The sequence below is a fragment of the Komagataeibacter oboediens genome (genome assembly GCF_018491655.1).
GTDB lineage: Bacteria > Pseudomonadota > Alphaproteobacteria > Acetobacterales > Acetobacteraceae > Komagataeibacter > Komagataeibacter oboediens.
In genome coordinates, this window is the sequence record NZ_JABLUU010000001.1 from 349,456 (window position 1) to 374,950 (window position 25,495).

Sequence of the window (25,495 nt, forward strand, 5' to 3'; positions counted from 1 at the left end):
GTATGCGAACCGGGGACATCTATAGCCCAAAATATTGAAATAGAATGGTTTATGGCCTGCCCAGGCAGCAAATGCATGGGAAAATCGCAGCCTGAATCCAGCCTGCATAAGGGATAACGGGAACCTGCAACCCATGCAGCAGGTTTATGAATGTTCGATTTAATAATTAAGTTATCTATTTGTGATTAATTTTATAATTTTATGTCTTGCTCTTGGCCTATTTTTTCAAATAAATGACCCTTCGCCATGCGGTTACAGGATATTCGCACATTCCGGCCGCTTTTAAACCCGCTATCGTTGCCGGTGCAATGGATGGCGAACGCGCCCGCCCCGCATGTATGGGCAGGCTTACCAATGTCTGTGAGAGTCCATGACCCTGCATCCCGTCCTGACCGCCGTGACCGAACGGGTCATTTCCCGTTCGGCCCGCACCCGCAAGGCGTATCTGGAACTGATCGCGCGTGAGCGTGAAAACGGCATCAGCCGCCCCCGTCTGGCCTGCGGCAATCTGGCCCATGCCATCGCGGCATCCGGGGATGACAAGGCGGGCCTGCGTTCGGCACGCGGCATGAATATCGGGATCATCACGTCTTACAACGACATGCTGTCCGCCCATCAGCCCTATGGCCGTTACCCGGACCAGATCAAGCTGTTCGCGCGCGAAGCAGGCGGCACGGCACAGGTGGCGGGGGCGACGCCCGCCATGTGCGACGGCGTGACGCAGGGACAGCCGGGCATGGAAATTTCCCTGTTCAGCCGGGACGTGATCGCCATGTCCACGGCGGTGGGGCTGAGCCACGGCATGTATGAAGGGGTCGCGATGCTGGGCATCTGCGACAAGATCGTGCCCGGCCTGCTGATCGGCGCCCTGCGCTTTGGCCACCTGCCCGCCATCCTGATCCCGTCCGGCCCGATGCCCTCAGGCCTGCCCAATAGCGAGAAGCAGCGCATCCGCCAGCTTTATGCCGAAGGCAAGGTGGGCAAGGACCGCCTGATGGATGCGGAATCCGATTCCTACCATGCGGCGGGCACCTGCACCTTCTATGGCACGGCCAACACCAACCAGATGCTGATGGAAGTGATGGGGCTGCACCTGCCCGGCTCATCCTTCGTGCCGCCCAACACAAAGCTGCGGCAGGAACTGACACGTGCCGCCATCCACCGGCTGAACGAGATCGGGGCGCGTGGCGACGACTACCGCCCGCTGGGCCTGTGCGTGGATGAACGCGCCATCGTCAATGCCGCCGTGGGCCTGCTGGCTACGGGCGGTTCCACCAACCTTGCCATCCACCTGCCGGCCATGGCGCGGGCGGCGGGGATCGTGATCGACTGGAACGACCTGGACCAGCTGTCCTCCATCGTGCCGCAGCTGACCCGTGTCTATCCCAACGGGTCCGAGGACGTGAACGCCTTCCACGCCGTGGGTGGCATGCCCAGCCTGATCGGTTCGCTGCTGGATGCGGGACTGCTGCATCCCGATATCATGACCGTGGCCCGTGGCGGCTTTGCCGAATACCGCAAGAAGCCCTGCATGCACGATGACGCATTGACATGGGAAGACGCCGGTCCGTCCACCGACGACACCATCCTGCGCGCACCGGCCAACCCCTTCCGTGCCGATGGCGGCATGAAGGTGATGGAAGGCAACTTGGGACGCGGCATTTACAAGACCAGTTCCGTCGCCCCCGAACGTTGGACGATCGAGGCCCCGGCCGCCGTGTTCGACCATCAGGAAGACGTGCTGAAAGCCTTCCGTGATGGCAGGCTGGACCGGGACGTGGTGGTTGTCGTGCGCTTCCAGGGCCCCGCCGCCAATGGCATGCCCGAACTGCACAAGCTGACGCCCACGCTGGCGGTGCTGCAGGACCGGGGGCACAAGGTGGCTCTTGTGACCGACGGCCGCATGTCGGGTGCCAGCGGCAAGGTGCCCGCCGCCATCCATATCGGTCCCGAAGCCTATGTCGGCGGGCCGCTGTCGCTGCTGCGTGACGGGGATGTCGTGCGTGTATGCGCCCGGACGGGCAGCGTCGAGACACTGGTTTCGGCCACCGAGCTGGCGAACCGTACCCCCTCCCGTCCGCCCGCGCCGCAGTTCGGCACGGGGCGCGAACTGTTCGCGCTCATGCGCGGGAATGTGGACATGCCCGAACAGGGGGCATCGGCCATCCTTGCCTCCATGGACCACATGGCCGCACAAGAAGACGCCTGACCCCGGCGCACGCGCCGCGAACCGTTGTGAAAAAGGAAGGCTGACATGGCCCGCATTGAAGACATCATGACCCTTGCCCCGGTTATACCGGTGCTGGTCATTCACGACCCCGCCCATGCCCGCCCGGTGGCCGAGGCCCTTGTGGCCGGTGGCCTGCGCGCGCTGGAAGTCACCCTGCGCACCGAATGCGCGCTGGAGGTCATTGCCGAAATGTCCAAGGTGGAAGGTGCCGTGGTCGGCGCTGGCACCGTACTGAACGGCGATGACCTGAAAAGTTCGGTGGACGCGGGCGCGCGCTTTATCGTCAGCCCCGGCCTGACCGCCAATGTGGCCCATGCCGCGAATGCGTGCGAAGTCCCGCTGCTGCCCGGCACGGCCAATGCCAGCGACATCATGCGCGGGCTGGACCTTGGGCTGACGCATTTCAAGTTCTTCCCGGCCACCGCCGCAGGCGGCATTCCGGCGCTGAAAGCCCTGTCCGCCCCGTTTGGTCAGGCGCGTTTCTGCCCTACCGGCGGCATCAAGGCCGATACGGCCGCGGACTGGCTGGGCCTGCCGTCCGTCCTGTGCGTGGGTGGATCATGGCTGGTGCCCGCAGGCACGCCGGATGTCGCGGCCATTACGGCCCGCGCGAAGCAGGCTGCATCCCTCGCGGCCTGACGCCTTCATACACCCGGCAGGCCAGCCCCGCCGGGACATGCAGGCAGATGATGAAAGTTTTTGGCGAAGCTTTTTGCAAAAAGTTTCGGAAAATGTCGCCTTTTTGAAATGAAGGCGGCACCCAAAGACTTTCATGCCCGCCCAATATTCAACACCGGATGACCGGTTACCCCACCCGACGGAATGTCAGGTTATACCGGCACGGTCCCGTCACGGCGTGATCGCCCGCCCGCAGGGCCGCCACACCGTGGAAGACAAGTCGCGATGGGCCACCCCACACGACCACATCCCCATGCCGTAGCGGCACACGACGCAGCGGGTCCGTACGGCGCAGCCCACCCCACTGGAATATTGCAGGCAGGCCAAAGGAAACCGACACCACCGGCGCGTCCAGCCGTTCATCCCGGTCCTGATGCAGCCCCATGCGGGCACCGGGGCGGTAGCCGTTGATCAGGCAGACATCGGGCACGAATCCCGCATATCCCGCCTGTCGCGCAGCTTCAGTGGCGAAATCGCGCCATGCATCTGGCATGGCGGGCCATGGCCTGCCGGTTTCCGGGTCCCGGGCGACATAACGATAGCCGCGTTCGTCGCTCCACCATCCGCCTGCCCCGCATGCGGTCATGGCGACTGACATCCGTCCCCCGCCGGGTGTCGCCATGCGGCGGAATGGCATGGCCCGCGCGATATCCCTGATCCCGGCAATCATATCGGCCGCGTGGCCCGCGGCATGGCCACGCAGTACGCATGCCCCCGTATCCAGCACCTCCGGCGAGTGCGCATATGGTGGCGGATCAAGCATGAATTCGTGCTGCATCATGGTGCGATCCCCTCCCCCGAACGAAAAAGGGCACCCATGATGGGTGCCCCTTTCCCTGACATGCCGTGGGGCCGATCAGAAGCTGTTATCGTCGCCTGCGTCGAAACCGCCGCCGCCGAAGCCACCACCATCATCGCCACCACCGGCGTCAAAGCCGGAATCGGCACTGGTGCCACCACCGGCAAACGGATCGGCGCCAGCAGCGGGTGCTGCGCTGTCACCGTAGTAGTTGTTGACCGTCTCGCTACCCGGCTGCGGCATGCCGCTGGCGAATCCGCCCGCGTCATGATGGCCGCTGAACAGGCCCGTCAGCGCATTGCCCATCATCATGCCACCGGCGACACCCGCCGCCGTGGTCAGGGCCGAGCCAAGGAACCCCGAACCACGCGCGGGGAACATGCCCGGCTGCATGCCCGGCGGGTAGACCGGCTGCGGCGGCGGGGCGGACGGTGCGGCTGCACCCCAGCCCGGCGGCGGGGCAGCCTGCGCGCGCTGCTGCCCGCCACCGAACATACCGCTAAGGAAGCCACCACCGGACGAAGGCTGGGAAGGCTGCTGCTGAAGCTGCTGGATCTGCTGCTGCGCCTGCTGCAGCTGCCACTGGAGCTGGCGAATCTGGTTCTGTGCCTCCGCCAGGGCAGCTTCCTGCACCACGGCAGTCTGGGTGATGCGATAGCGGGCTTCAGGATATTTCTGGAACATCTCCCCGATATACTGGTCGGCCTGCGGGTCGATTGGCGGAAGGGCGTTGGCCGTCTGGGGCACGCTGCCGGGGGCACTGCCCCCGACGCGGGCAAAAAACTGTGTGATCAGTTGACGTTCCTGGTCATTCATCCTGTCTGTCCTGCCTTGGGCTGGGGATAGCGTTTCCCTGCCGATGTGGTTTGTCCGGGCACAATAAGCAAGGGCGGATCGGGCGATGCATGGCCGATCCGGGCTTAGGGCACGCCCTACCTTCCGGTCGGGGCCGCATAACGGTATGCTGTCCGGCGATTTTGCGCCAGATGGTGCATACCTGTCCCCGTTTTGCGGAGCATCTTGTTCATGGACCCGGCCCCCGTGCCCCGATCACCCACATCCTCCCGCCCGCTGTCGTTTCAGGGGCTGATCCTGAAACTGCACCAGTTCTGGTCCGATCAGGGCTGCGCCATCCTCCAGCCCTATGACACGGAAGTGGGCGCGGGCACGCTGTCGCCGCATACCACGCTGCGCGCGCTGGGATCGAAGCCGTGGAAAGCGGCCTATGTCCAGCCCTGCCGCCGCCCGTCCGATGGGCGCTATGGCGAAAACCCGAATCGGCTGCAGCACTATTACCAGTATCAGGTACTGCTCAAGCCCACGCCGGAAGACAGCCAGAAGCTGCTGCTGGACAGCTACCGCGCCATCGGCATCGACCCGCTGGAACACGACATCCGCTTTGTCGAGGATGACTGGGAAAACCCCACCATCGGCGCATGGGGCCTTGGGTGGGAAGTCTGGTGCGACGGGATGGAGGTGACGCAGTTCACCTACTTCCAGCAGGTGGGCGGCATTCCCACCGTCATGCCCTCGACCGAACTGACCTACGGGCTGGAGCGCCTGGCGATGTACGTGCAGGGAATCGAGAATGTCTATGACCTCGATTTCAACGGCCAGGGCCTGAAATACGGCGACGTGTTCCTGCGCGCGGAGCAGGACTATTCCCGCCACAACTTCGAGGTGGCGGACGTGGAGATGCTGCACCGCCACTTCATCGATGCCGAGCGCGAATCCACCGCCCTTGCCGAAGCGGGCCTGGCCCAGCCCGCCTATGACCAGTGCCTGAAGGCCAGTCACCTGTTCAACCTGCTTGACGCACGCGGCGTGATCAGCGTCAGCGAGCGTGCATCCTATATCGGCCGCGTCCGCACGCTGGCCAAACGCTGCTGCGAAGCGTGGCTGGCGGGCGAGGAATAAAAGAACATGCCCGAACTTCTTATCGAACTCTTTTCCGAGGAAATCCCCGCCCGCATGCAGGCACGCGGGGCGCAGGACCTTGAACGCCTGGTGTGCGAGGCACTCGCCCCGCTGAACCCGCGCGATGCCACGGCATTCGCAGGCCCGCGCCGCATCGCGCTGTCGCTTACGGTGGATGCCATGGTGCCCGGCGGCACGGTGAATGAACGCGGCCCGCGTGAAAGTGCGCCGGAAAAGGCGCTGGCCGGCTTCATGCGCAAGCATGGGGTGGAGCGTGACGCGCTGGTGGCGGAAAACGGATTCTGGGTACTGCACCGGGATATTCCCGCCATTCCGGCGGCACAGCAGATCGCAGCCGTCCTGCCCGGCCTGCTGCGCCGCTTTCCGTGGCCCAAATCCATGCGCTGGGGTGTTGGCAGCGCCTTTACATGGGTGCGGCCCCTGCGCCGGATCGTATGCATCCTTGATGGCGTGGTCGTGGACTTCACGCTGGCGGAAGGCGAGGATAACGGCCATGGCCTGAAATCCGGCAACCTGACCGAAGGCCACCGCTTCACCGCCCCGGGCGCGTTTGCCGTAACCGGCACGAAGGAATGGCTGGATGGCCTGCGCGCACACCAGGTCGAACCCGACGCCGCCGCGCGCCGCACCACCATTGCCGAAGGTGTGGCAGGCCTGGCGGCCGAGGAAGGGCTGAGCGTCGTGGCTGATCCCGGCCTGATTGACGAGGTGGCGGGACTGACCGAATGGCCGGTGCCGTTCCTTGGCCAGATCGACGACGAATTCATGACCCTGCCGCCCGAGGTGATGCAGGTGTCCATGCGCGTGAACCAGCGATATTTCGCGCTGCGCAATGCCGATGGATCGGCCGCGCCCCGCTTTGCCTTCGTCGCCAATCTGGTGCCCAGCGACGGCGGCGCGCTGACCATTGCAGGCAATGAACGCGTGTTGCGCGCCCGCTTTGCCGATGCCCGCCATTTCTGGGACCTTGACCGTGCCCGCACGCTGGAAAGCCGCGCGCCCGCGCTGGACAGGATCGTGTTCCACGCATCGCTTGGCAGCCAGGGCGCGCGCGTGCGGCGCATTGTCCGCCTTGCCGGCCTGCTGGCCCCGCTGACGGGTGCGGACACGGCACAGGCCGAACGCGCGGCCCTGCTGTGCAAGGCGGACCTGACCACCGGCATGGTAGGCGAGTTCCCTGAACTTCAGGGCATCATGGGGGCCTATTACGCCCGCCACGATGGTGAACCCGACGCCGTGGCCGATGCCATTGGCGCACATTACATGCCACGCGGGCCGCACGATGACGTGCCCCATGCCCCGGTTTCGGTCACGGTGGCGCTGGCGGACAAGATCGACATGCTGGTCGCCTTCTTTGCCGTGGGTGAAAAACCGGGCGGATCGGGCGATCCTTACGCCCTGCGGCGCGCAGCCCTTGGGGTTATCCGCATCATCCGCGAAAACGGGCTGCGGCTGGATCTGGCCAAGGTGTTCTGGGAAGCGGCACAGGGCCTGCCCGAAGCCATGCGCCTTGCCCCCGACCTTGACGTGTTGCCGGAATTCGTGGCCGACCGCCTGCGCGTGCAGCTACGTGGCGAAGGCGCGCGGCATGACATCCTGGCCGCCGTATCGGTTGGCAATACGGATACGGACATCGTGCGCCTGCTGGCGCGTGCGAAGGCCATTGCCGACATGCTGGAAACAGAGGACGGGCGCAACATGCTGGCGGCGACCAAGCGCGCGGCCAATATCCTGCGCATCGAGGACCGCAAGGACGGCCCGCATGAGGGCACGCCCAACCCCGCGCTGTATACCCAGCCCGAGGAAAAGGCGCTGGCTGACCAGCTTCAGAAAACCATTCCGGCAGTTGAGCAGGCCATCGCACAGGAACGCTACGAAGACGCGATGCGTGACGTGGCCGCCCTGCGTCCCGCCCTTGACCAGTTCTTTGACAAGGTCACGGTGAATGACGCTGATCCCGCCGTGCGCGCGAACCGCCTGCGGCTTCTGTCGGAACTGCGCCGCATGACGGTGCTGATCGCCGATTTCAGCCAGATCGAGGGCTGAACAGCCTGCTGATAAAAGTTTTTGGGTGCCACCTTTTTAAAAAAAAGCGGCACCCAAAAACTTCTGAAAGATACTGCGGCCTGTCCGCAGGTCTCAGGCCAGATACACCAGCCGCGCGCGCCGCGCACCATGCAGCACGACCACCGCGTTCTGCCGGAACAGCCGTGCAAGACGCAGCCCGCGCGCCAGCGGCACCTGCACCGCATATGATGGTTCGGACCACCGGCCCAGCCGCCCTTCCCCCAATGCATGGGGTACGTCGCGCAGGTACTGCGCCAGCGCATGCATCATCCGCCGGTTCCAGCCATCCGCATACAGCCTGCCGCCGGGGTTGCATGCGCTCAGCAGCACGATATCCCCTTCTGGCGCCCGACCGCGCCAGCGCGGCCTGTGACCAATGCGGATGACCGGCAGGCCGGGCACATGGTAGGTACTCAGCCGATAGGCGCGGTGAACGGCGACGGTCGGGGGAAGGATACCTGCCATCAGTCCTTCTTGTCCGCCGTTTCGCCAAAGGTATCATTCCGGTGCACCCAGGCGGACATGAGCAGCCCGAAACCGAACATGACCATGAGCATGGCCGACCCGCCATAGGAAATCAGCGGCAGCGGCACGCCACCCACCGGGATCGCCCCCATCACCATGGACAGGTTGACTGCGCAGTAGAGAAAGAAGTTGACTGAAATGCCCAGCCCCAGCAGCCGCCCGAACTGGTTGCGGCTGCGCATGGAAATCAGCATGCCGCCAAAGACCAGCAGCAGCAGCATGCCGATAACGGTAATGCCGCCGACATAGCCCCATTCCTCGGCAATCATGGTGAAAATGAAGTCGGTCTGCTTTTCAGGCAGGAAGTTCAGCTGCCCCTGCGTGCCATGCAGGTATCCCTGCCCCCACATGCCCCCCGAACCCAACGCAATCTTGGACTGGATGATATTGTAGCCCGCCCCCAGCGGGTCGCTTTCAGGGTGCAGAAAGGTCGTGACCCGCGCCTTCTGGTAATCATGCAGGTGGCCATAGGCAATCTTGGCCAGAAACGGCATGGGCAGGATCAGCAGCGCGATCTGCCACAGCCGCATGCCGGCGGCGAAAAACATGCAGGCCCCCACCGTGCCGATAATGACGGCGGTGCCAAGATTGGGTTCCTTGAGCACAAGAGCAACCGGCACCAGCACCATGATGGCAGGGGGCACCAGCAGCAGCGGATTGCCCATGCGGCGGTAACTGATCTTGTGAAACCACGCCGCCAGCATCAGGACGAGGGCAATCTTCGCCAGTTCCGATGGCTGCACCTGCAGGCCACCCAGCATGAGCCATCGCTCCGCCCCCTTGCCCACGTGCCCCATGCGCAGCACGGCCACAAGCAGGATGAGGGAGAATATATAGAGCGGCCACGCCATGCGTACCAGAATGGCCGGACTCATCAACGAAATGCCCAGCATCATGACCACGCCAAAGCAGAAGCGGATGGACTGTGGCCCCGCGAACGGCCGCGACGTGCCGCCGCCCGCTGAATAAAGCGCCCCATATCCCACTACCGCCAGCGCGCAGATCAGCAGCACGTACAGCCAGTTGACCTGCCACAGCTTGGTCAGGATCTGGAAATTGGGTTCGGCACGCAGAAGGCGCTTCTGGAATTTCATTCCATTCTCCACATCTGGCACGGCAATGGCATGGCTGGCCCCAGGAGGTGCCTGGGGGCAGGTCAGTCCACTTCGGCCTGCGCCACTTCCTGTCCCGGCGGTTCACGGTGGTTGACCGGGTCGCGGCGCAGGGTATCGGTCATGATATCACGCGCAAGGGGGGCGGCGACATCAGCGCCCGCATTGCCATGCTCGATCACCACCGCCGTGGCGTAACGCGGCGCGTCATACGGGGCATAGCAGATGAACAGCGCATGGGGGCGGTACTCCCATGGCAGGTTGGCGGAATTGAAGTGGCCGCTTTCACGCATCGCGCGGGACACGCGACGCACCTGCGCCGAGCCGGTCTTGCCCGCCATCTGCACGCCCGGAATATCCAGCCGGGCCTTGGGCGCCGTGCCGCCTTCTTCATTCACCACCGCGTACATGCCCGCACGGATGTCCTGAAAGAAATGATCCGGCATATCCATGCCCGACGCATGGCCAAGATCGGCCAGCGCCGCCGTGCGTCCCGCGATGGACCGGATCAGGTGCGGCTGCACGTCCCGCCCCGTGGCAATGCGCGATGCGTAGGTCGCCAGTTGCAGCGGGGTGACCTGCACGAATCCCTGCCCGATGCCACTGACAATGGTATCGCCACCATTCCAGTGATGCCCATGCTTGCGCCGCCACGTTGGCGTGGGGATCAGGCCCTGCCGCACATGGGGCAGTTCGATATCCGGCAGTTTCGCCCCCAGCCCGAACAGTTCGGACGTGGCCGCGATCGCATCCATCCCCGTCCGGCGCGCGACTTCGTAAAAGAAGACGTCGCAGGAATACTTGAGCCCCTGACGCAGGTTGATCGACCCATGCCCGTAGCGCGACCAGCAGTGGAACCGCGTGCCGCCCACGTCAATGTAACCGGGGCAGCTGATCCGGTCGGACGGTGACAGCGTGCCCGCGCGCAGCGCCGCCATGGCCACGGCGGGCTTGAAGGTGGAACCGGGGGGATACAGCCCCGACACCGCCTTGTTGATCAGCGGGGTCTGGCTGTTGTTGGTCCATTCGATCCACTGGGCCTGGCTTACGCCACTATCGAACAGGGAGGGATCAAAGGACGGGTTGCTGACCATGGCCAGCACCTCACCATTACGGCAGTCCATCACCACGGCACTGGCCGACTGGTCGGCAATACGGCCCAGCACCTGCTGCTGCAGGCCGCTGTCGATCGTCAGCGCGATCTCGTCACCCGCCAGCCCCTCGTCACGGTCCAGTTCGGCCATGACGCGACCAACGGCGTTGACCTCCATCTCGACGGAGCCGACCTGCCCGCGCAGACTGCTGTCCTGCGTCTGCTCGATCCCTGAACGACCGACACGCATGCCCGGCAGCGCAAGCTCGGCATTATGCACGACGTCCTTTTCCGCAGGCGGAGCGACATATCCCACCACATGCGCCAGCAGCGGACCAAAGGGATAGACACGCGTGGTGCCCACGTCGATCAGCACGCCGGGCAGCGAGGGCATGTTCAGTTCCAGCCGCGCCATGTCATCCCATGACAGGAAATCACGCAGCATGATCGGGATGAACCGCCGCTTGTGACGCAATTCGTGTTCGATACGCGTCAGGTCACGCGGTTCCAGCGGCACAAGCTGGGCAAAGCGTTCCAGCGTGCCGGGAATATCGGTGGTTTCTTCCGCCAGCAGCAGCGCGCGCCAGTTGATGCGGTTGGATGCAACCGAAATGCCGAACCGGTCCGTGATCCGCCCGCGCGGCGGCGCGAAGAAGCGTTTGCTCAGGCGGTTGTTTTCCGCAAGCTTCGCATAATGACTGCCATTGAGAACCTGAAGCCCGTACAGACGTTCCCCCAATGCACCCAGCACCGCGCCCTGCGCTGCCATGAGCAAAAGGGCACGGCGGGTGAATACGCCACGGGAAGGATTCTTGCCTTCCTCGGGACGGGACATGAGCCGGTTGCCGGATTTCTTCTTACGAAACTTCATTCATTTATCCGGCACGGGCGCACTATCGCATCCGCTTCAGGAAGGATCCGCGTTATTGACGACAAAACGGTAGGTCCAGACAAACCCTGTATACAGGACAGGAAAACTGCCGATGGCCAGGACTGTCTCGAAAACAAAGGGTAGAAACTCCACAATATGCAATGCCAGTGCGGAACACAGCACCCATTGTAGCGCCGTAACGCCCACCATCACCACGCCAAACACAAACCAGAGTACAAAAAAATTGACCCGTGCCAGCGTATAGCGTCCCGACAGCGCGACCCCGTGCACGATCAGCATCATCAACAGCATGACCCCGGCAGGCCCGAAGCTGAGGATATCTGCCCATATTCCCAGCACGAACACCGCAAGCGACGGCATGAAGGCGGGAACAAAGACCGACCACAGGAAAATGGTGGCCATGATGATGGCCGGCATCAGTTCCACCTGCCCCGGCAGGTTCAGCGGTGCCGACAGCACCAGCGTCACGAAAAACACGAACAGGCACGGTATGCTGCTGCGCACGCCGTTGTCGATCAGGTAACCCAGCCCCGAACGCGGGTGGATGCCAGGCCGGATGGGGGGCGGCGTGAAGTTTTTCATCCATGCAGCCCCTGATCAGGGTGAGACTGGAACTGTGACGGCAGGGACAGCGTGCGCCCGACGGACGGCAGCGGCACGCGCCCCGGCGCATCCGGCGGGGATACGCTGTCCTCGTAATCGAATATCCGCAGGATATCGACATGGTCCAGCGCGGCGGCCGGCACCACAACCGGCTGTCCCGGGCGCAGGTAATGCACATGCCCCACCGGCAGGCCGGCGGGCAGGCTTTCGATTTCCCCGTTGGTCACGACACGCTCGCCCTCGATCGGGGCATTGTCCTGAGGATAGAAGATGATGCGCGGCAGGGCGGTATTGTCCCCCGCCATGATCGCCGCCGCGTGGCTGGATTCCAGCGTGACCGGCAGGCGACTGGACGAATCGGTAATCAGCAGTACCCGCACCGACCGCTTGCCCACTTCGGTAACCCGGCCCACCAGCCCCGATCCATCCAGCGCGATCCCGCCCTTGCGGACTGCCGTGTCAGGATTGATCGCCAGCAGCACGGCGCGCGCGTACAGCCCGCTGGTATCACGCACCACGCGCCCGGTGACAAAGGCAGGCGCGTTATCAGGAATCCAGTGCAGGTTTGATTTCAGCGCGGCATTTTCATCTGCCAGCGCCGCCGCCACGTCATACCAGTGGCGCAGCGACACGTTTTCGGCGCGCAGGCGGATATTCTCGGCTTCAAGGTTGCGGATGTCCTGCAGGTTGCCCGACAGCCAGCGCAGCTTCGCCTGCGGCCACGCCACCAGCCCGTAGGCCGGGGCCAGCAGGTCCGCCGTCTGCATGCGCAGTTTTTCAATAAGCGGTCGATCTGCCTTGCCCAGCAGGATCACCCCGCAGGCCACAAGGATCAACGCAGGCAGGACCAGCTTGCCAAGCGCCTGACGGAACTGGATGGAAACAGGCATCAGCCCACCTTTCCACGCGCAACGGTTACGTCACGCCTGCCGGGTCGTCCAATACTGCCTGATCGCCGGACCTGCATCGTCCTGCGTCTCCCCCATCAGCACGCTGCCCTCCATCCGCAGCAGGCAGCGCACTTGTCCCGTTCGTCAGTACATACTTGTCAGTACATTGCGCAGACGCTTCATTTCCTCCAGCGCGCGCCCCGTGCCCATCGCCACGCAGGACAGCGCGTCCTCACCCACCGTAACCGGCAGGCCGGTTTCACGCCGCAGCACTTCATCCAGACGGTAAAGCAGCGCACCGCCACCCGTCAGGACAATGCCCTTGTCCACGATATCGGCCGCCAGTTCCGGTGGCGTATTTTCAAGCGCCGTGGTCACCGCGTCAAGAATCTGGCTGACCGGTTCGGCCAGGCTGTCGGCAATCTGCGCCTGAGACACCACGACTTCACGCGGGACGCCATTGATCAGGTCGCGCCCCTTGACCTCGCGCCACGGACCCGGATCATCCGGGTCATCAGGCGGCATGGCGGAGCCGAGGTGGATCTTGATCTGTTCGGCCGAGCTTTCACCGATCAGCAGGTTATGGTTGCGACGGATGTAGGAGATGATCGCCTCATCCATCTTGTCGCCACCCACCCGCACGGAACGGGCGTACACGATACCGCCAAGCGAGATCACGGCCACTTCCGTCGTGCCACCACCGATATCGACGATCATGCTGCCCGATGGTTCGGTTACGGGCAGGCCCGCGCCGATGGCAGCGGCCATGGGTTCCTCGATCAGGAACACCTTGCGCGCGCCTGCGCTTTCAGCACTTTCCTGAATTGCGCGGCGTTCCACCGCGGTCGAGCCGGAGGGCACGCACACGATGATGAGCGGGCTAGCGAACATGCGGCGGTTATGCACCTTGCGGATGAAATGCTTGATCATTTCTTCCGCAACTTCAAAATCCGCAATCACGCCATCACGCAGCGGGCGGATGGCCGTGATATTGCCGGGGGTACGGCCAACCATCTGCTTGGCTTCCTCACCGACTGCAAGAACCTGTTTCTTGCCCCGTACCTCTGCCAGCGCGACGACCGACGGTTCATTCAGGACGATACCCCGCCCCTTGACGTAAACCAGCGTATTCGCCGTGCCGAGGTCGATCGCCATGTCAGCGGAAAGCAGACCCAGTACACGAGCAAACATCCAGAACTCCCGACAACAACACCAGACAGGACCGTCCCACATCCCGACCGGCAATGCATGCCCTCACGGCATACCTGCGTAACGTCGAAAACCGTCTGGATCAGGTTGAGGGATTACCGGCGCAGACAGGGAGGGGCAAGAGGCCAGACAATTTTAATTTGTTAAAATCTTCACACTTTGGGCGATTGTTACAAAATGCCCCGCTTTCGTCATGGCCAAACCACATGGGCCATACCATTTTGAAGCCTCAGGCGGCAGGGATGTCATTGTGCCATCCATGTCCGCGATACCGGAAAAACGTACATGAAGATTACATTTCCCCGCATGACCATCCGCCCGACGGCACTCCTTGCCGCGGGGCTGTGCCTTGGCCTTGGCGCGTGCGAGGACACCCGCGATCCCGGCCAGCGCGCCATTGGCGGCGGCCTGCTGGGCGCAGGCGGCGGTGCGCTGATCGGCGGCCTGGCCGGTGGCGGGCGCGGGGCGGCCATCGGCGCGCTGGCCGGTGGCGCCGGCGGGGCTGCGATCGGGGCCGCGACAACACCCCCGCGCCGCCCCCGCACGGAAGCCCCGTCCACCATATGCCCCGACGGGCGCGTGCTGCCGCCGGGCTATCCCCCCCAGTCCTGCCCGCAGGCCGCAGGCGCGCCGCGCGCAGCCTATCCCGCCCAGCAACAGGGCGGCGGCTATGGCTATGCCCAGCCCAGCTATCCCCAGCAGGGTGGTTATTACGGGCAGCAGGGCGGCTATTACGGACAGCAGCAGGGGGGGTATTACGGCCAGTCCACCGGATACGGGCAGGAAGGCTATCCCCAGCAGGGCGCCTATCCGCAGGAAGGCGCGTATCCCGCAGGATATGACGGCTACTGACCCGCGCGAAGCAGGCCCCGTACAACAGAACACCCCGCCACGGACTGTCCCGTGGCGGGGTGTTTTACCAGAAGCGGCCCGGCAGGCGGCGGTCAGGCATCCAGCGCTGCAGGTTCCGCACGATCACGCTTGACCAGCAGCTTGTTCAGCGCATGGACATAGGCGCGCACGGCTGAAACCAGCGTATCGGCATCCGCCCCCTGCCCGTCCACCAGCTTGCCGCCCTCTTCCAGACGGACCGAGGTGCGGGCCTGCGCGTCGCTGCCTTCGGTCACGGCGCCAACGGAATACAGCTGCAGGGTGGCGTCATGGGCGACAATGGCGCGGATCGCGTTGAACGCGGCGTCAACCGGTCCCTGCCCTTCCGCATGGCCTTCCTTGCGCTCACCATCGACTTCCAGCACCAGATCGGCCGTGGCGGGACGGCGGGATCCGGCGGTCACGTCCAGCGAGACAAAGCGGATGCGGGCGTGATCACGCACCTCATCATCGACCAGCGCCACCAGATCTTCGTCGTAGATGACTTTCTTGCGGTCTGCCAGATCCTTGAAGCGGCTGAAAGCCTCGTTGAACTGCGCTTCTTCCAGATTGTCGTAGCCCATCGCCTTCAGCTTGTCGCGGAAGGCCGCGCGCCCCGAATGCTTGCCCAGCACCAGCGACGACCGGGTCCAGCCCACGCTTTCGGGCGTCATGATCTCATACGTTGCGGCGTTTTTCAGGATGCCATCCTGATGGATGCCGCTTTCATGCGCAAACGCGTTGCGGCCCACGATGGCCTTGTTGGGCTGCACGTCAAAGCCGGTGATGGTGGCCAGCATGCGCGAGGTACGCAGCAGGCGCTCGGTATGGATGCCGGTAGTGAACGGCAGCACGTCATGGCGCGTGCGCAGCACCATGATGATTTCCTCCAGCGCCGCGTTGCCCGCGCGCTCGCCAATGCCGTTGATGGTGCATTCCACCTGCCGTGCCCCGGCCTTCAGCGCGGCGACCGTGTTGGCAACACCCAGCCCCAGGTCGTTGTGGTTGTGGGTGGAGAAGATCACCCCGTCCGCGCCCGGTACGCGGGCGCGCAGGTCGGCAAAGATGCGGGCCATGTCCTCGGGCGTGGAATAGCCCACGGTGTCGGGAATGTTGATGGTGGTCGCACCCGCGCGGATGGCGGTTTCCACACAGCGGCACAGGAAATCGGGATCGGTGCGCGATCCATCTTCGGCCGACCACTCCACGTCATCGGTGAACTGACGGGCGGCGCGGTTGCCGGCCTCGATCACCTCCAGAACCGTTTCGGGCTCCATGCGCAGCTTGTACTTCATGTGCAGCGGCGATGTGGAGATGAAGTTGTGGATACGCCCGCGCTTCGCCGGCCGGATCGCCTCGCCCGCGCTGGCGATGTCGTTCCTGCCGCCGCTGCGCGCCAGCGCGCATACGACAGTGTCCTTCACCTTCTGCGCGATCTGGTAGACGCTGTCGAAATCCCCCTTCGACGCGACGGGAAAGCCCGCTTCCATCACGTCCACGCCCAGTTCCTCCAGCGCTTCGGCCATGCGCAGCTTTTCCGTGAGGTTCATGGAAAAACCGGGTGACTGCTCCCCGTCACGCAGGGTCGTGTCGAAGATGATGACGCGATTGGGGTCGATACGGCCAAAGGAAGGATGGTCGATGCTCATGGTAATACCTTCTTGTGGGACGGGAGGCGGCACGGTTGCGTGCCCCTGTCATTCGTGTTCGCAGGCCGGCGTGAACCGGCGAGATCAGATCCCCTGGGCGCGCCGGCACGCAGCCGGCCCTGATCGCTCAGGGGCGGATAAGTCGAAGACGAAGAAGCCCGGCACCAGCACATGCGCGCGCGGACAGGTGCGCGTGTGCGCCCGTTCCAGCCCCAGCAATGTGCGCTATCGCTACCATGGCGCGCACAATACAGGCCCGAACCCCGATTGCAACCGTAAAAGCGCCCGCTTTCCCCATCACGCGCCGCGTCAGCCCGTGGCATGCGTCACCATGCTATCGGTTGCGAAATAGCGGTCGATCGCCTGCACCATGGCGCCGGCCACCACCATGCGGTGGGCGGCCTGGCGCAGGGCGGCTTCGTCCATGTGGTTGGACATGAACCCCATCTCCACCAGGACCGAGGGGATATCGGCCGATTTCAGCACCACGAACGAGGCATGGCGCGAAGGATGCTGCAACAGCCCGATACGCGGGCGGAAGGCGGTGACAATGCTGCTGGCCATGTGGGCGGCACCGTGACGGGTTTCCTCGGTCACGAGGCTGGCGAGGATTTCCTGCACTTCGGGCGAATCCGCATGTACCTGCGGGCCGCCATAGCGGTCGGCGCTGTTTTCCGTCTGCGCCAGCATGGCCGTCTGCCGGTCCGACGCCTTTGATGACAGGGTATAGACACTGGCCCCACGCACCGCGCGGTTGGTCAGGGCATCAGCATGCATGGATATGAACAGCGACGCCCTGTGGCTGTGGGCGATGTCCACCCGTCCCTCCAGCGGGATGAAACGGTCATCCGCGCGCGTCATCGCGACGCGGTACCGCCCGCTGGCTTCAAGCTGGCGCTGCAGTTCGCTGGCCGCGGCTTCCGCCACATGCTTTTCATATGTGCCGGAAATACCGATCGCGCCGGGGTCCTTGCCGCCATGGCCGGGATCCAGCATGACCAGCGGTTTTGGCGGCGCGGCGCGGCCCACAATGGCGGGGGCGTGCAGCGGCGCATGGGCCGGATGGGCGACATGACGGGCGGCTGCGGCGGGCACATGGGCATGAACGGGCGCATGCGCCGTCACCCGCGCCAGTGCTGCGGACGGCACCAGCCCCGTCAGCCCTCCCACCAGCATGCGCCGCGTCAAGTCAGGCACGCGCGTATGCCCGTCATCGCCCCATGGCGCGCGGGGGTGGGCATCATTTCCATCCGGCCGGCCTGTCGGCATGCATCTTGTTCCGGTCAAAAACAGTTATGGGTCCGTCCGCTTCCCTTATCACCGTACGGGCCGGGCGTCAGCGGGATAAACGCACGCCCCCCTTGCAGGAATGGATTCATTGCGCCATGCTTCCCAGCCGTGATGGACCACGCCAAGTCCGGCTGCCTTGCTGGCATGTCCGAAACGGCAGGATGCCAGAAGGCATGATTTTCTCCATCCGGCATGCATCATGCATGCGCGGCATACGCTTACCGGCTTTTTTCCGGCCACGCCACGGCGTGGGGGCACATGCCGCGCACGACCTGACGCTGCCGCGCCGGTGTTCCCCATCGACAGGAAACCGGATGGCATACCCGTCGATACGGAAGGTCCCGCCCCGGCAATAAGGCCGGGCCGCGCCCTCCCCAGCCATGACCGAGGATGGATTGAACACCACGCGGGTTTTTGCCGCACATGCGATGACCCCATGCCCGAACGCGGGCGGCGCCACGGCGCCGCATCCGCATGTCAGCCATGGCCTGTCCGCCCGCGCGCCGCGCGGTGGTGTTCCGTCCGGGTCCGGTCGCCCGTTTTTTCATGTTTCTGTCCGTTCCCCTTACGTCCCCCTGCCGCCACAAAAGACGCGCGCAGCCCGGATGCCGGAACGTGACATACCGGAGTGCGCCTATTTATGAGCAAACGCATGCTGATCGACACGACCCACGCGGAAGAAACCCGCGTGGTCGTGATGGATGGTAACCACCTGGAAGATTACGATGTTGAAGCCGCTTCAAAAAAGCAGCTGAAGGGCAACATCTATCTGGCCAAGGTTATCCGCGTGGAACCCAGCCTTCAGGCTGCGTTCGTGGATTATGGCGGCAACCGCCACGGGTTCCTTGCCTTCAGTGAAATCCACCCTGACTATTACCAGATCCCCGTAGCCGACCGCGAAAAGCTGCTGGCGCTGCAGGAAGAGGAACGCCGCGCGGAAGAAGAACGCCGCGCCCGCGATGACGAGGAAGACGACGCCCCCCGCGCCGAGGACGAGGCCGACGCCCCGGTTGATCAGGACGGCGACGAACCCGAAACCGTAGGCGGCGAAAACGATACCGGCGACGAAGCGCAGGCCCAGCGCCGCATCGCGCGCTTCCTGCGCAACTATAAGATTCAGGAAGTCATCCGCCGCCGCCAGATCCTGCTGGTGCAGGTGGTCAAGGAAGAACGCGGCAACAAGGGTGCGGCGCTGACCACATACGTCTCGCTGGCGGGCCGCTACTGCGTGCTGATGCCCAACTCGCTGCGTGGCGGGGGCGTTTCGCGCAAGATCACGTCGGTGGCCGACCGCCGTCGCCTGCGTGACATCATTACCGAACTGCAGATCCCGCGCGGCATGGCCATGATCGTGCGCACCGCCGGCGCCCAGCGCCCGCGCGCCGAAATCATGCGCGACTGCGAATACCTGCTGCGCCTGTGGGACGACATCCGCCAGCATACGCTGGAATCGGTCGCACCTGCGCTGATCTATGAAGAAGCCAGCCTGATCAAGCGCGCCATCCGCGACATCTACACCCGCGAAGTCAGCGAGATCCTGATCGATGGCGAGCCGGGCTGGAAATCCGCGCGTGAATTCATGCGCATGCTCATGCCGCAGAACGCGCAGAAGGTGAAGCTGTGGCAGGACCATGAACAGACCCTGTTCTCCCACTACAAGGTGGAGGGGCTGCTGGATTCCATGCTCTCGCCGTCCGTGCAGCTGAAATCGGGTGGCTATCTGGTCATCAACCAGACCGAGGCGCTGGTCGCGATCGACGTGAACTCGGGCCGCGCCACGCGGGAGCGCAATATCGAGGAAACGGCACTGCGCACCAACCTCGAAGCCGCCGAGGAAGTCGCCCGCCAGCTGCGCCTGCGCGATCTGGCCGGGCTGATCGTCATCGACTTCATCGACATGGAAAGCCGCAAGCACAACGGCATGGTCGAGCGGAAGCTGAAGGACGCCCTGCGCACCGACCGCGCGCGCATCCAGGTTGGCCAGATCTCGCATTTCGGCCTGCTGGAAATGTCGCGCCAGCGCCTGCGTCCCTCCATTGCCGAATCCGCCTTCATGCCCTGCCCGCACTGTCAGGGCACCGGCATCGTGCGCGGGATCGAAAGCTCGGCACTGCACGTGCTGCGCGCGATCGAGGAAGAGGGCATGCAGCGCAAGGCGGCGGAAATCTCCGTTGGCGTCGCGCCGGAAATCGCTTTCTACATCCTCAACCACAAGCGCAACTGGCTGTCAGAAATCGAAACCCGCCACAAGATGCAGGTTTCCTTCGCCCCCGATGCCGCCCTGCAGCCGCAGGAATGCAAGATCGAGCGCGTACGCCAGCAGACGGCCCGCTTTGACGCACCGGTGATCGAACACGCCCCGGCCGAAAGCAGCCATGTGCGTGAAATCCAGATCCAGGCCGAGCCGCCCGCAGCCGATGCCACGCCAGACGCCGTCGCCACGACGGATGAGGATGAGGATATCGCATCGGGTACCGACCACCGCCGTCGCCGCCGTCGCCGTCGCCGTCGTGGTGGTGCCGCAGCACAGGCCGGACAGACGCAGGCAGCCGAGGATACGGCTACGGAACAGGCACCGGCTCCGGTCGCGCCGACGCCCGCACCGGAACCCGCGCCGCGCGAAGTCTATCGTGGCCCCACCCCGGCCGATCCGTACGGCGATGCGATCATCGACATCTTTGACGTGATCGAACAGACAACCGCACCGAGCGAAGTGGTTGTCGAAGCCGATCCGGTCGTGGTCGAAGTGGAGGAAGCCGCCACGCCCCCCGTTGCCGAGGAAGAAACCACCAAGCCGCGCCGCACGCGTCGCCGCACGCGCCGTCGTACCACCCCGGTCGAAAACGGGGCCGCCCCCGTGACACAGGACGCCGAGGCCACGGCCGCCCCGGTTGCCGAACCTGCCGTCCCGGCCGTGGAAGCGGAAGCCGCCGAACCCGAAGCTGCTCCCGCACCTGCGGAACCGGCTGCGGAAGAAGCGCCCAAGCGCCGCCGCCGTGCCAGCACGACCACCACGCGCCGCACGACCAGCCGCCGCAAGGCTGCTGAACCGGTAACCGAGGAACCGGCAGAGGAAACCAAGGCAAAACCGGTGGACGAACCGGCAGCTGAGGAAGCCGCCCCCGCCAGGCCTGCGCGCAAGCGTGCGGCCAGCCGCAGCACGGGCACGACGGCCACCACACGCCGCCGCACCACCCGCACGGCGGCAAAGACGGCGGACAAGGCCGAGGAACCGGTGGTGGAAACACCCGCCACGACCGAAGCCGCCGCACCCGCCACGGAAGAAGCCCCCAAGCGCCGTCGTGTCACGCGCCGCAAGAAGGCTGAACCCGTAGCGGATGCAGCAGCCGATGCGACCCCGGTCGAGGCCGAGGCCAAAACGGCGGACGCCAAAGCGGAAAAGGCTGAAAAGCCCGCCCCGAAAAAGCGGACCACAACCCGCAAGACGGCCACGACCACGACGGCAACCCGCCGTCGTCGCAAAAAGGCTGATGAGGCGGCGGAAGCCACCGACACCCCGGTGGACACGGCCATTACGCCGGTCGACGTGGATGCGACCCCGACCACCCACCGTCGCACGGGATGGTGGAAGCGCTGAGGCCATCTGCTTCGCCAACAACAGAAAACCCTGCCTTCACGCGAAGGCAGGGTTTTTTATTATCCAGACGTTCTTACGGGAAAACCGGATAGCCTCATGTCGTGAATGACGATGGCATTGCCCGAAATCCATCCTGCCCGCATCCCTATATCACCTTCCACCATGACCGTTGACGTCACAGGCACGGATTGTCCGAGCGAGCCTACATGTGAATAATCGACTGACAGAATAGCGGGACCATTCTTTCGCCAATGGCGGATTCTGCCATGCGGGTGGTCTCGTCCCATTCCATGCTACCGGGGCATATCTGAAATCAGCTCATTGATAGGAAATGGTTTTCGTGTGTCATCCAATTTCAAAACAGTGAGGCTTCCTGAAGCTTTTTGAACCAAGCTTCACCAAAAGCCTTTCTGTTGAATCAGATGTTTTGAAAAACGTCCTACCCGTTCCCGTCCGGCATGGCCGGGGCGGTTTCCCAGCCGGGACCGATAATGGCGGCACTGCGCCGGCCCAGCCCGTCATTGCGCAAAACAATCATGTTCTGCTCCTCCAGATACGCCAGTTGCCGCCGGGCGCGTCCCAGCGAATGGGTGCCGTAGGTACGGGCGATCAGGCTGTCAGACGGACAGGGTTCGCCATGCAGGGCGGCACGGGCAATCAGCAGGAAGATACCCTGCACGTCATCGGGCAGCACGCCAGCCATCTGTTCGGCCTGCCGCCACTGCCCGCTTTCCGCCGTCTGCGCATCCACGCCCGCCTTGGCCACCGCCAGCAGGCGGCGAAAGCGCGGCATGTCCAGCGCGTCACGCCCCATGCCCTCGATCCGGCAGCGGACAAGGAAATCCTGATACAGCACATGCACGGGACGAAAGCCCGCATCCTCGTCACGCAGGATATCGCTCAGAATCTCGATAAAGCGCAGCCGCTGGGCTGCCGCATCCACAGGTGGGGTGGCCGGTTCGTCTTCCGCCGCCTCCACGGTTGCGGTTTCGGCGTGGGCAGCAAGCTGGGCCAGAATATCGGGGGGCGGGCTGAAACTGCGCGGTGGACGGGCCGGGACCTCGCGTTCAGGCACGGGGGTCAGGATCAGTTCGCGAATTTCTTCGCCCGCAGGCACCGGCTCGAACGGCATGAGCGTGGGACCAGCCGAGCGGCTTTCGGTTTCCACCGGGCCGATTTTCACCGCCAGCGGCCTGCGGCATATGGCAGGGCCAAGGGCGACAAAATAACCACGTTCAAGGTCGCGGAAACTTTCCGCCTGCCGCCGCTCCATCCCCAGCAGGTCGGCGGCCCGCATCATGTCGATGTCAAGGAAAGTGCGTCCCATGAGGAAGTTCGAGGCTTCAGCCGCGACGTTTTTCGCCAGCTTGGCCAGGCGCTGGGTCGCGATCACCCCGGCCAGCCCGCGCTTGCGCCCACGGCACATGAGGTTGGTCATGGCGCCGAGCGAGGCACGGCGCGCTTCATCCGACACCTCACCCGCCGCCGCAGGCGCAAAAAGCTGGGCTTCATCCACCACGACCAGCACGGGGTACCAGTAATCCCGCGGCACCTCGAACATGCCGCCAAGGAAAGCGGCAGCGCGGCGCATCTGCACATCCGCATCTACGCCCTCAAGGTTCAGTACGACGGATGCCCGGTGCATGCGCATCCGCTCGCCCGCCGCCTGCAGCGCCGCTTCGGTATGTTCAGCAGCGTCAATGACCAGATGGCCGAAGCGTTCAGCTATGCTGACGAAATCGCCCTCGGGGTCGATGATCGCCTGCTGCACCATGCGCGCCGACTGTTCCAGAAGGCGGCGCAGCAGGTGCGACTTGCCTGACCCGGAATTACCCTGCACCAGCAGGCGGGTGGACAGCAGTTCCGCCAGATCCATCGTCACGGGGGCATCGGTTGCCGTGGCCCCGCGCCGTTCACCTATCGTGATCGCAACACTCATGGCGCTGACGGATACCGCCCGCGCTGCGAGTCACGCAACCACTCCCATGCACCCTGCCCCGCCATGCGGCCGGTCGCGATGCAGCCCTGCAGCAGGTAACCGCCGGTCGGGGCTTCCCAGTCCAGCATTTCACCGGCGGCGAAAACACCGGGCAGCGCGCGCAGCATGAAATGTTCATCCAGCCCGGGCCACGCGATTCCCCCCGCCACCGAAATGGCACGGTCCAATGGCGCAGGCGCGCGCAGCATCACCGGAACCGCCTTGACCAGACGGGCGAGGGCTGCGGGATCACGCGCTGGCGGTCCGCCTTCCCCTTCGCGCAGCAGGGCGACAGCCACGGGCGGCAGCCGCAACGCCTTGCGCAATGTGTTGGACAGGCTTTCACGTGAGCGCACGCGGGCAATCCGGGTGGCGATTTCCGCCACATCCAGCGCGGGTCGCAGGTCGATATGGACCAGCGCCTGCCCATTGCGTGCAATCCGGTCACGAATCGCAGCCGACAGGGCATAGACCGCGCCACCTTCAATACCCATGCCGGTGACCACGGCCTCACCACGGACCGTATCCCCCTTATCCAGCGTCAGCGCGATGCCCCGCAGCGGCGTGCCCGCAAAGCGGCTGGTGAACGCGTCACGCCACCCGGTCACGAAACCACAATTGGCCGGCGCGAATGGAGAAACATCGACATTGAGGCCCAGCAGGCGCTCCCGCCATGCACCATCCGACCCAAGGCGCGCCCAGCTTGCCCCACCCAACGCCAGCACCGTTGCGTTGACGCGCCAGCAGACCGGACCACCGGGACCCGATACCCGCAGCCTGCCATCCGCGTCCCACCCCTCCCAGCGGTGGCGCGTCAGCAGGCGCACGCCACGCGCCGCGAGCCGCGCCAGCCATGCCCGCAGCAGCGGTGACGCCTTCATGGCGCGGGGAAAAATGCGCCCGCTGCTGCCGGTAAAGCAGGGCTGTCCCAGTTCCCCGGCCCATTTTACCATGTCCTGCGGGGTAAAGGCCTGCAGGGCGCGCTCCATCATCGGACGCGCGGCGCCATAGCGCGCGGCAAAGGCATCGGCCGGTTCGGAATGGGTCAGGTTAAGCCCGCCCCGCCCGGCCATGAGCAGCTTGCGCCCCATAGTGGGCATCTGCTCTACCACACTGACACCACAACCATGGGCGGACAGGACTTCGGCTGCGGCAAGCCCGGCGGGGCCACCGCCGATCACCGCGACATGCGGCCTGAAAACGAATTCGGTCATCAGATGATATAATCGATCGGCGGCAGCATCTGGTCCATGGTGAAGGCCGGCAGGCTGGAATGCCGCGTGCCGACGATCCGGGCGGGATTGCCCACCACGGTGGTATAGGGCGGCACGGATTCCAGCACGATGGAGCCGGCACCCACCTTCGCACCTTCCCCAATTTCGATATTACCCAGGATCTTGGCCCCCGCCCCGATCAGCACGCCACGGCGTACCTTGGGGTGACGGTCGCCCACATTCTTGCCCGTACCGCCAAGGGTTACGCCCTGCAGCAGGGAGACGTCGTCCTCCAGCACTGAGGTTTCCCCGATCACGATGCCCGTGCCATGATCCAGCAGGATACGCCGCCCCAGCTTTGCCGCGGGATGGATATCGACGGCAAACAGCTCGGAACACCGGCTTTGCAGATGCAGCGCCAGATAGCTGCGGTTGTTGTGCCACAGCCAGTGCGCCACGCGATAGCTCTGCACCGCGTGATACCCCTTGAAGAACAGGAAGGGCGTCACGTAATTGGCCGTGGCCGGGTCACGTTCACGGATGGCGACCAGATCGGCCGCCGCCGCACTGACGATATCGGGATCAGCGTCGAATACCTCGCTCACCAGTTCGGCCAGCGCGTCATCCGCCACCGAACGGTCCCCCAGCTTGCGTCCGATCAGGGCGGCCAGCGCACAGCGGAAGGATGCATGGTTGCGGATGCCGGTGGCCAGCAGTCCCTTGACCAGCGGATCATTGCACCCACACGCGCCGTTCACGATTTCCTGCCACAGCGCGGTCGGGTCCACATGCCCCAGCGTTGGCGGCATGACGGGACGCGTGCGTGTATCCATGGGAATGCCAGCAGGCTGCTTTTCAGA

The 25,495-nt window shown here is 64.5% G+C and carries 19 protein-coding genes; 6 read left to right on the forward strand and 13 right to left on the reverse strand.

Annotated elements, in window-relative coordinates:
* The first annotated feature begins 370 nt into the window (after positions 1-370).
* Positions 371-2,209 carry a phosphogluconate dehydratase gene (edd, locus tag HNO79_RS01540; RefSeq protein ID WP_010513980.1) on the forward strand — a complete coding sequence of 613 codons (1,839 nt, stop codon included), beginning with the start codon at positions 371-373 and terminating at the stop codon, positions 2,207-2,209.
* A gap of 45 nt (positions 2,210-2,254) precedes the next feature.
* Positions 2,255-2,869, forward strand: coding sequence for a bifunctional 4-hydroxy-2-oxoglutarate aldolase/2-dehydro-3-deoxy-phosphogluconate aldolase (gene eda, locus HNO79_RS01545; protein ID WP_010513981.1), 615 nt, complete (start codon positions 2,255-2,257; stop codon positions 2,867-2,869).
* A gap of 166 nt (positions 2,870-3,035) precedes the next feature.
* On the opposite strand, the gene alkB is transcribed toward eda, so the two are convergent.
* Both alkB and HNO79_RS01555 read right to left on the reverse strand, forming a co-directional pair.
* Entirely contained in the window at positions 3,036-3,689 is a 654-nt protein-coding gene (alkB, locus tag HNO79_RS01550; RefSeq protein ID WP_214164276.1) for a DNA oxidative demethylase AlkB, read from the reverse strand.
* Between the two features lie 75 nt (positions 3,690-3,764).
* Positions 3,765-4,523 carry a DUF2076 domain-containing protein gene (locus HNO79_RS01555; RefSeq protein ID WP_048856175.1) on the reverse strand — a complete coding sequence of 253 codons (759 nt, stop codon included), beginning with the start codon at positions 4,521-4,523 and terminating at the stop codon, positions 3,765-3,767.
* A gap of 210 nt (positions 4,524-4,733) precedes the next feature.
* Between HNO79_RS01555 and HNO79_RS01560 the strand changes: the two genes are divergently transcribed.
* Positions 4,734-5,624, forward strand: coding sequence for a glycine--tRNA ligase subunit alpha (locus HNO79_RS01560; protein ID WP_010513984.1), 891 nt, complete (start codon positions 4,734-4,736; stop codon positions 5,622-5,624).
* Between the two features lie 6 nt (positions 5,625-5,630).
* A complete protein-coding gene (gene glyS / locus HNO79_RS01565) occupies positions 5,631-7,691 on the forward strand; it encodes a glycine--tRNA ligase subunit beta (protein WP_214164275.1) in 2,061 nt (686 codons plus the stop codon).
* A gap of 93 nt (positions 7,692-7,784) precedes the next feature.
* On the opposite strand, the gene HNO79_RS01570 is transcribed toward glyS, so the two are convergent.
* The 6 genes from HNO79_RS01570 to HNO79_RS01595 form a co-directional block, all read right to left on the reverse strand.
* A complete protein-coding gene (locus HNO79_RS01570) occupies positions 7,785-8,177 on the reverse strand; it encodes a DUF3293 domain-containing protein (protein WP_214164274.1) in 393 nt (130 codons plus the stop codon).
* A complete protein-coding gene (rodA, locus tag HNO79_RS01575; protein ID WP_048856172.1) occupies positions 8,177-9,331 on the reverse strand; it encodes a rod shape-determining protein RodA in 1,155 nt (384 codons plus the stop codon). Before rodA ends, HNO79_RS01570 begins: the two co-directional genes overlap by 1 nt.
* Before the next feature lie 62 nt (positions 9,332-9,393).
* The gene (mrdA, locus tag HNO79_RS01580; protein WP_048856171.1) at positions 9,394-11,313 is read right to left on the reverse strand and encodes a penicillin-binding protein 2; all 1,920 of its coding nucleotides are present in this window, start codon (positions 11,311-11,313) and stop codon (positions 9,394-9,396) included.
* Positions 11,314-11,349: 36 nt separating this feature from the next.
* Positions 11,350-11,916 carry a hypothetical protein gene (locus HNO79_RS01585; protein WP_010515045.1) on the reverse strand — a complete coding sequence of 189 codons (567 nt, stop codon included), beginning with the start codon at positions 11,914-11,916 and terminating at the stop codon, positions 11,350-11,352.
* Positions 11,913-12,827 carry a rod shape-determining protein MreC gene (gene mreC / locus HNO79_RS01590; protein WP_010515047.1) on the reverse strand — a complete coding sequence of 305 codons (915 nt, stop codon included), beginning with the start codon at positions 12,825-12,827 and terminating at the stop codon, positions 11,913-11,915. Before mreC ends, HNO79_RS01585 begins: the two co-directional genes overlap by 4 nt.
* A 144-nt stretch (positions 12,828-12,971) precedes the next feature.
* Positions 12,972-14,018 (reverse strand): rod shape-determining protein, encoded by a 1,047-nt coding sequence (locus HNO79_RS01595; protein ID WP_010515049.1) that lies wholly within the window; start codon positions 14,016-14,018, stop codon positions 12,972-12,974.
* Between the two features lie 303 nt (positions 14,019-14,321).
* On the opposite strand from HNO79_RS01595, the gene HNO79_RS01600 reads away from it, so the two are divergent.
* Positions 14,322-14,888, forward strand: coding sequence for a hypothetical protein (locus tag HNO79_RS01600; protein WP_214164273.1), 567 nt, complete (start codon positions 14,322-14,324; stop codon positions 14,886-14,888).
* A gap of 92 nt (positions 14,889-14,980) precedes the next feature.
* On the opposite strand, the gene HNO79_RS01605 is transcribed toward HNO79_RS01600, so the two are convergent.
* Together HNO79_RS01605 and HNO79_RS01610 are read right to left on the reverse strand one after the other, a co-directional pair.
* Positions 14,981-16,555 carry a 2-isopropylmalate synthase gene (locus HNO79_RS01605; protein WP_010515052.1) on the reverse strand — a complete coding sequence of 525 codons (1,575 nt, stop codon included), beginning with the start codon at positions 16,553-16,555 and terminating at the stop codon, positions 14,981-14,983.
* A 309-nt stretch (positions 16,556-16,864) separates the two neighbouring features.
* A complete protein-coding gene (locus tag HNO79_RS01610) occupies positions 16,865-17,824 on the reverse strand; it encodes an N-acetylmuramoyl-L-alanine amidase family protein (RefSeq protein ID WP_214164272.1) in 960 nt (319 codons plus the stop codon).
* Positions 17,825-18,485: 661 nt separating this feature from the next.
* On the opposite strand from HNO79_RS01610, the gene HNO79_RS01615 reads away from it, so the two are divergent.
* Positions 18,486-21,443, forward strand: coding sequence for an Rne/Rng family ribonuclease (locus HNO79_RS01615; RefSeq protein ID WP_214164271.1), 2,958 nt, complete (start codon positions 18,486-18,488; stop codon positions 21,441-21,443).
* Between the two features lie 439 nt (positions 21,444-21,882).
* Here the strand turns inward: HNO79_RS01615 and HNO79_RS01620 are convergent, their stop codons facing one another.
* The 3 genes from HNO79_RS01620 to cysE are packed head-to-tail and all read right to left on the reverse strand — an operon-like array spanning position 21,883 to position 25,444.
* A complete protein-coding gene (locus tag HNO79_RS01620) occupies positions 21,883-23,382 on the reverse strand; it encodes an ATP-binding protein (protein WP_048855619.1) in 1,500 nt (499 codons plus the stop codon).
* Entirely contained in the window at positions 23,379-24,635 is a 1,257-nt protein-coding gene (locus tag HNO79_RS01625) for a TIGR03862 family flavoprotein (RefSeq protein ID WP_214164270.1), read from the reverse strand. Before HNO79_RS01625 ends, HNO79_RS01620 begins: the two co-directional genes overlap by 4 nt.
* The gene (gene cysE / locus HNO79_RS01630; protein WP_234448394.1) at positions 24,635-25,444 is read right to left on the reverse strand and encodes a serine O-acetyltransferase; all 810 of its coding nucleotides are present in this window, start codon (positions 25,442-25,444) and stop codon (positions 24,635-24,637) included. Before cysE ends, HNO79_RS01625 begins: the two co-directional genes overlap by 1 nt.
* Positions 25,445-25,495 lie beyond the last annotated feature (51 nt).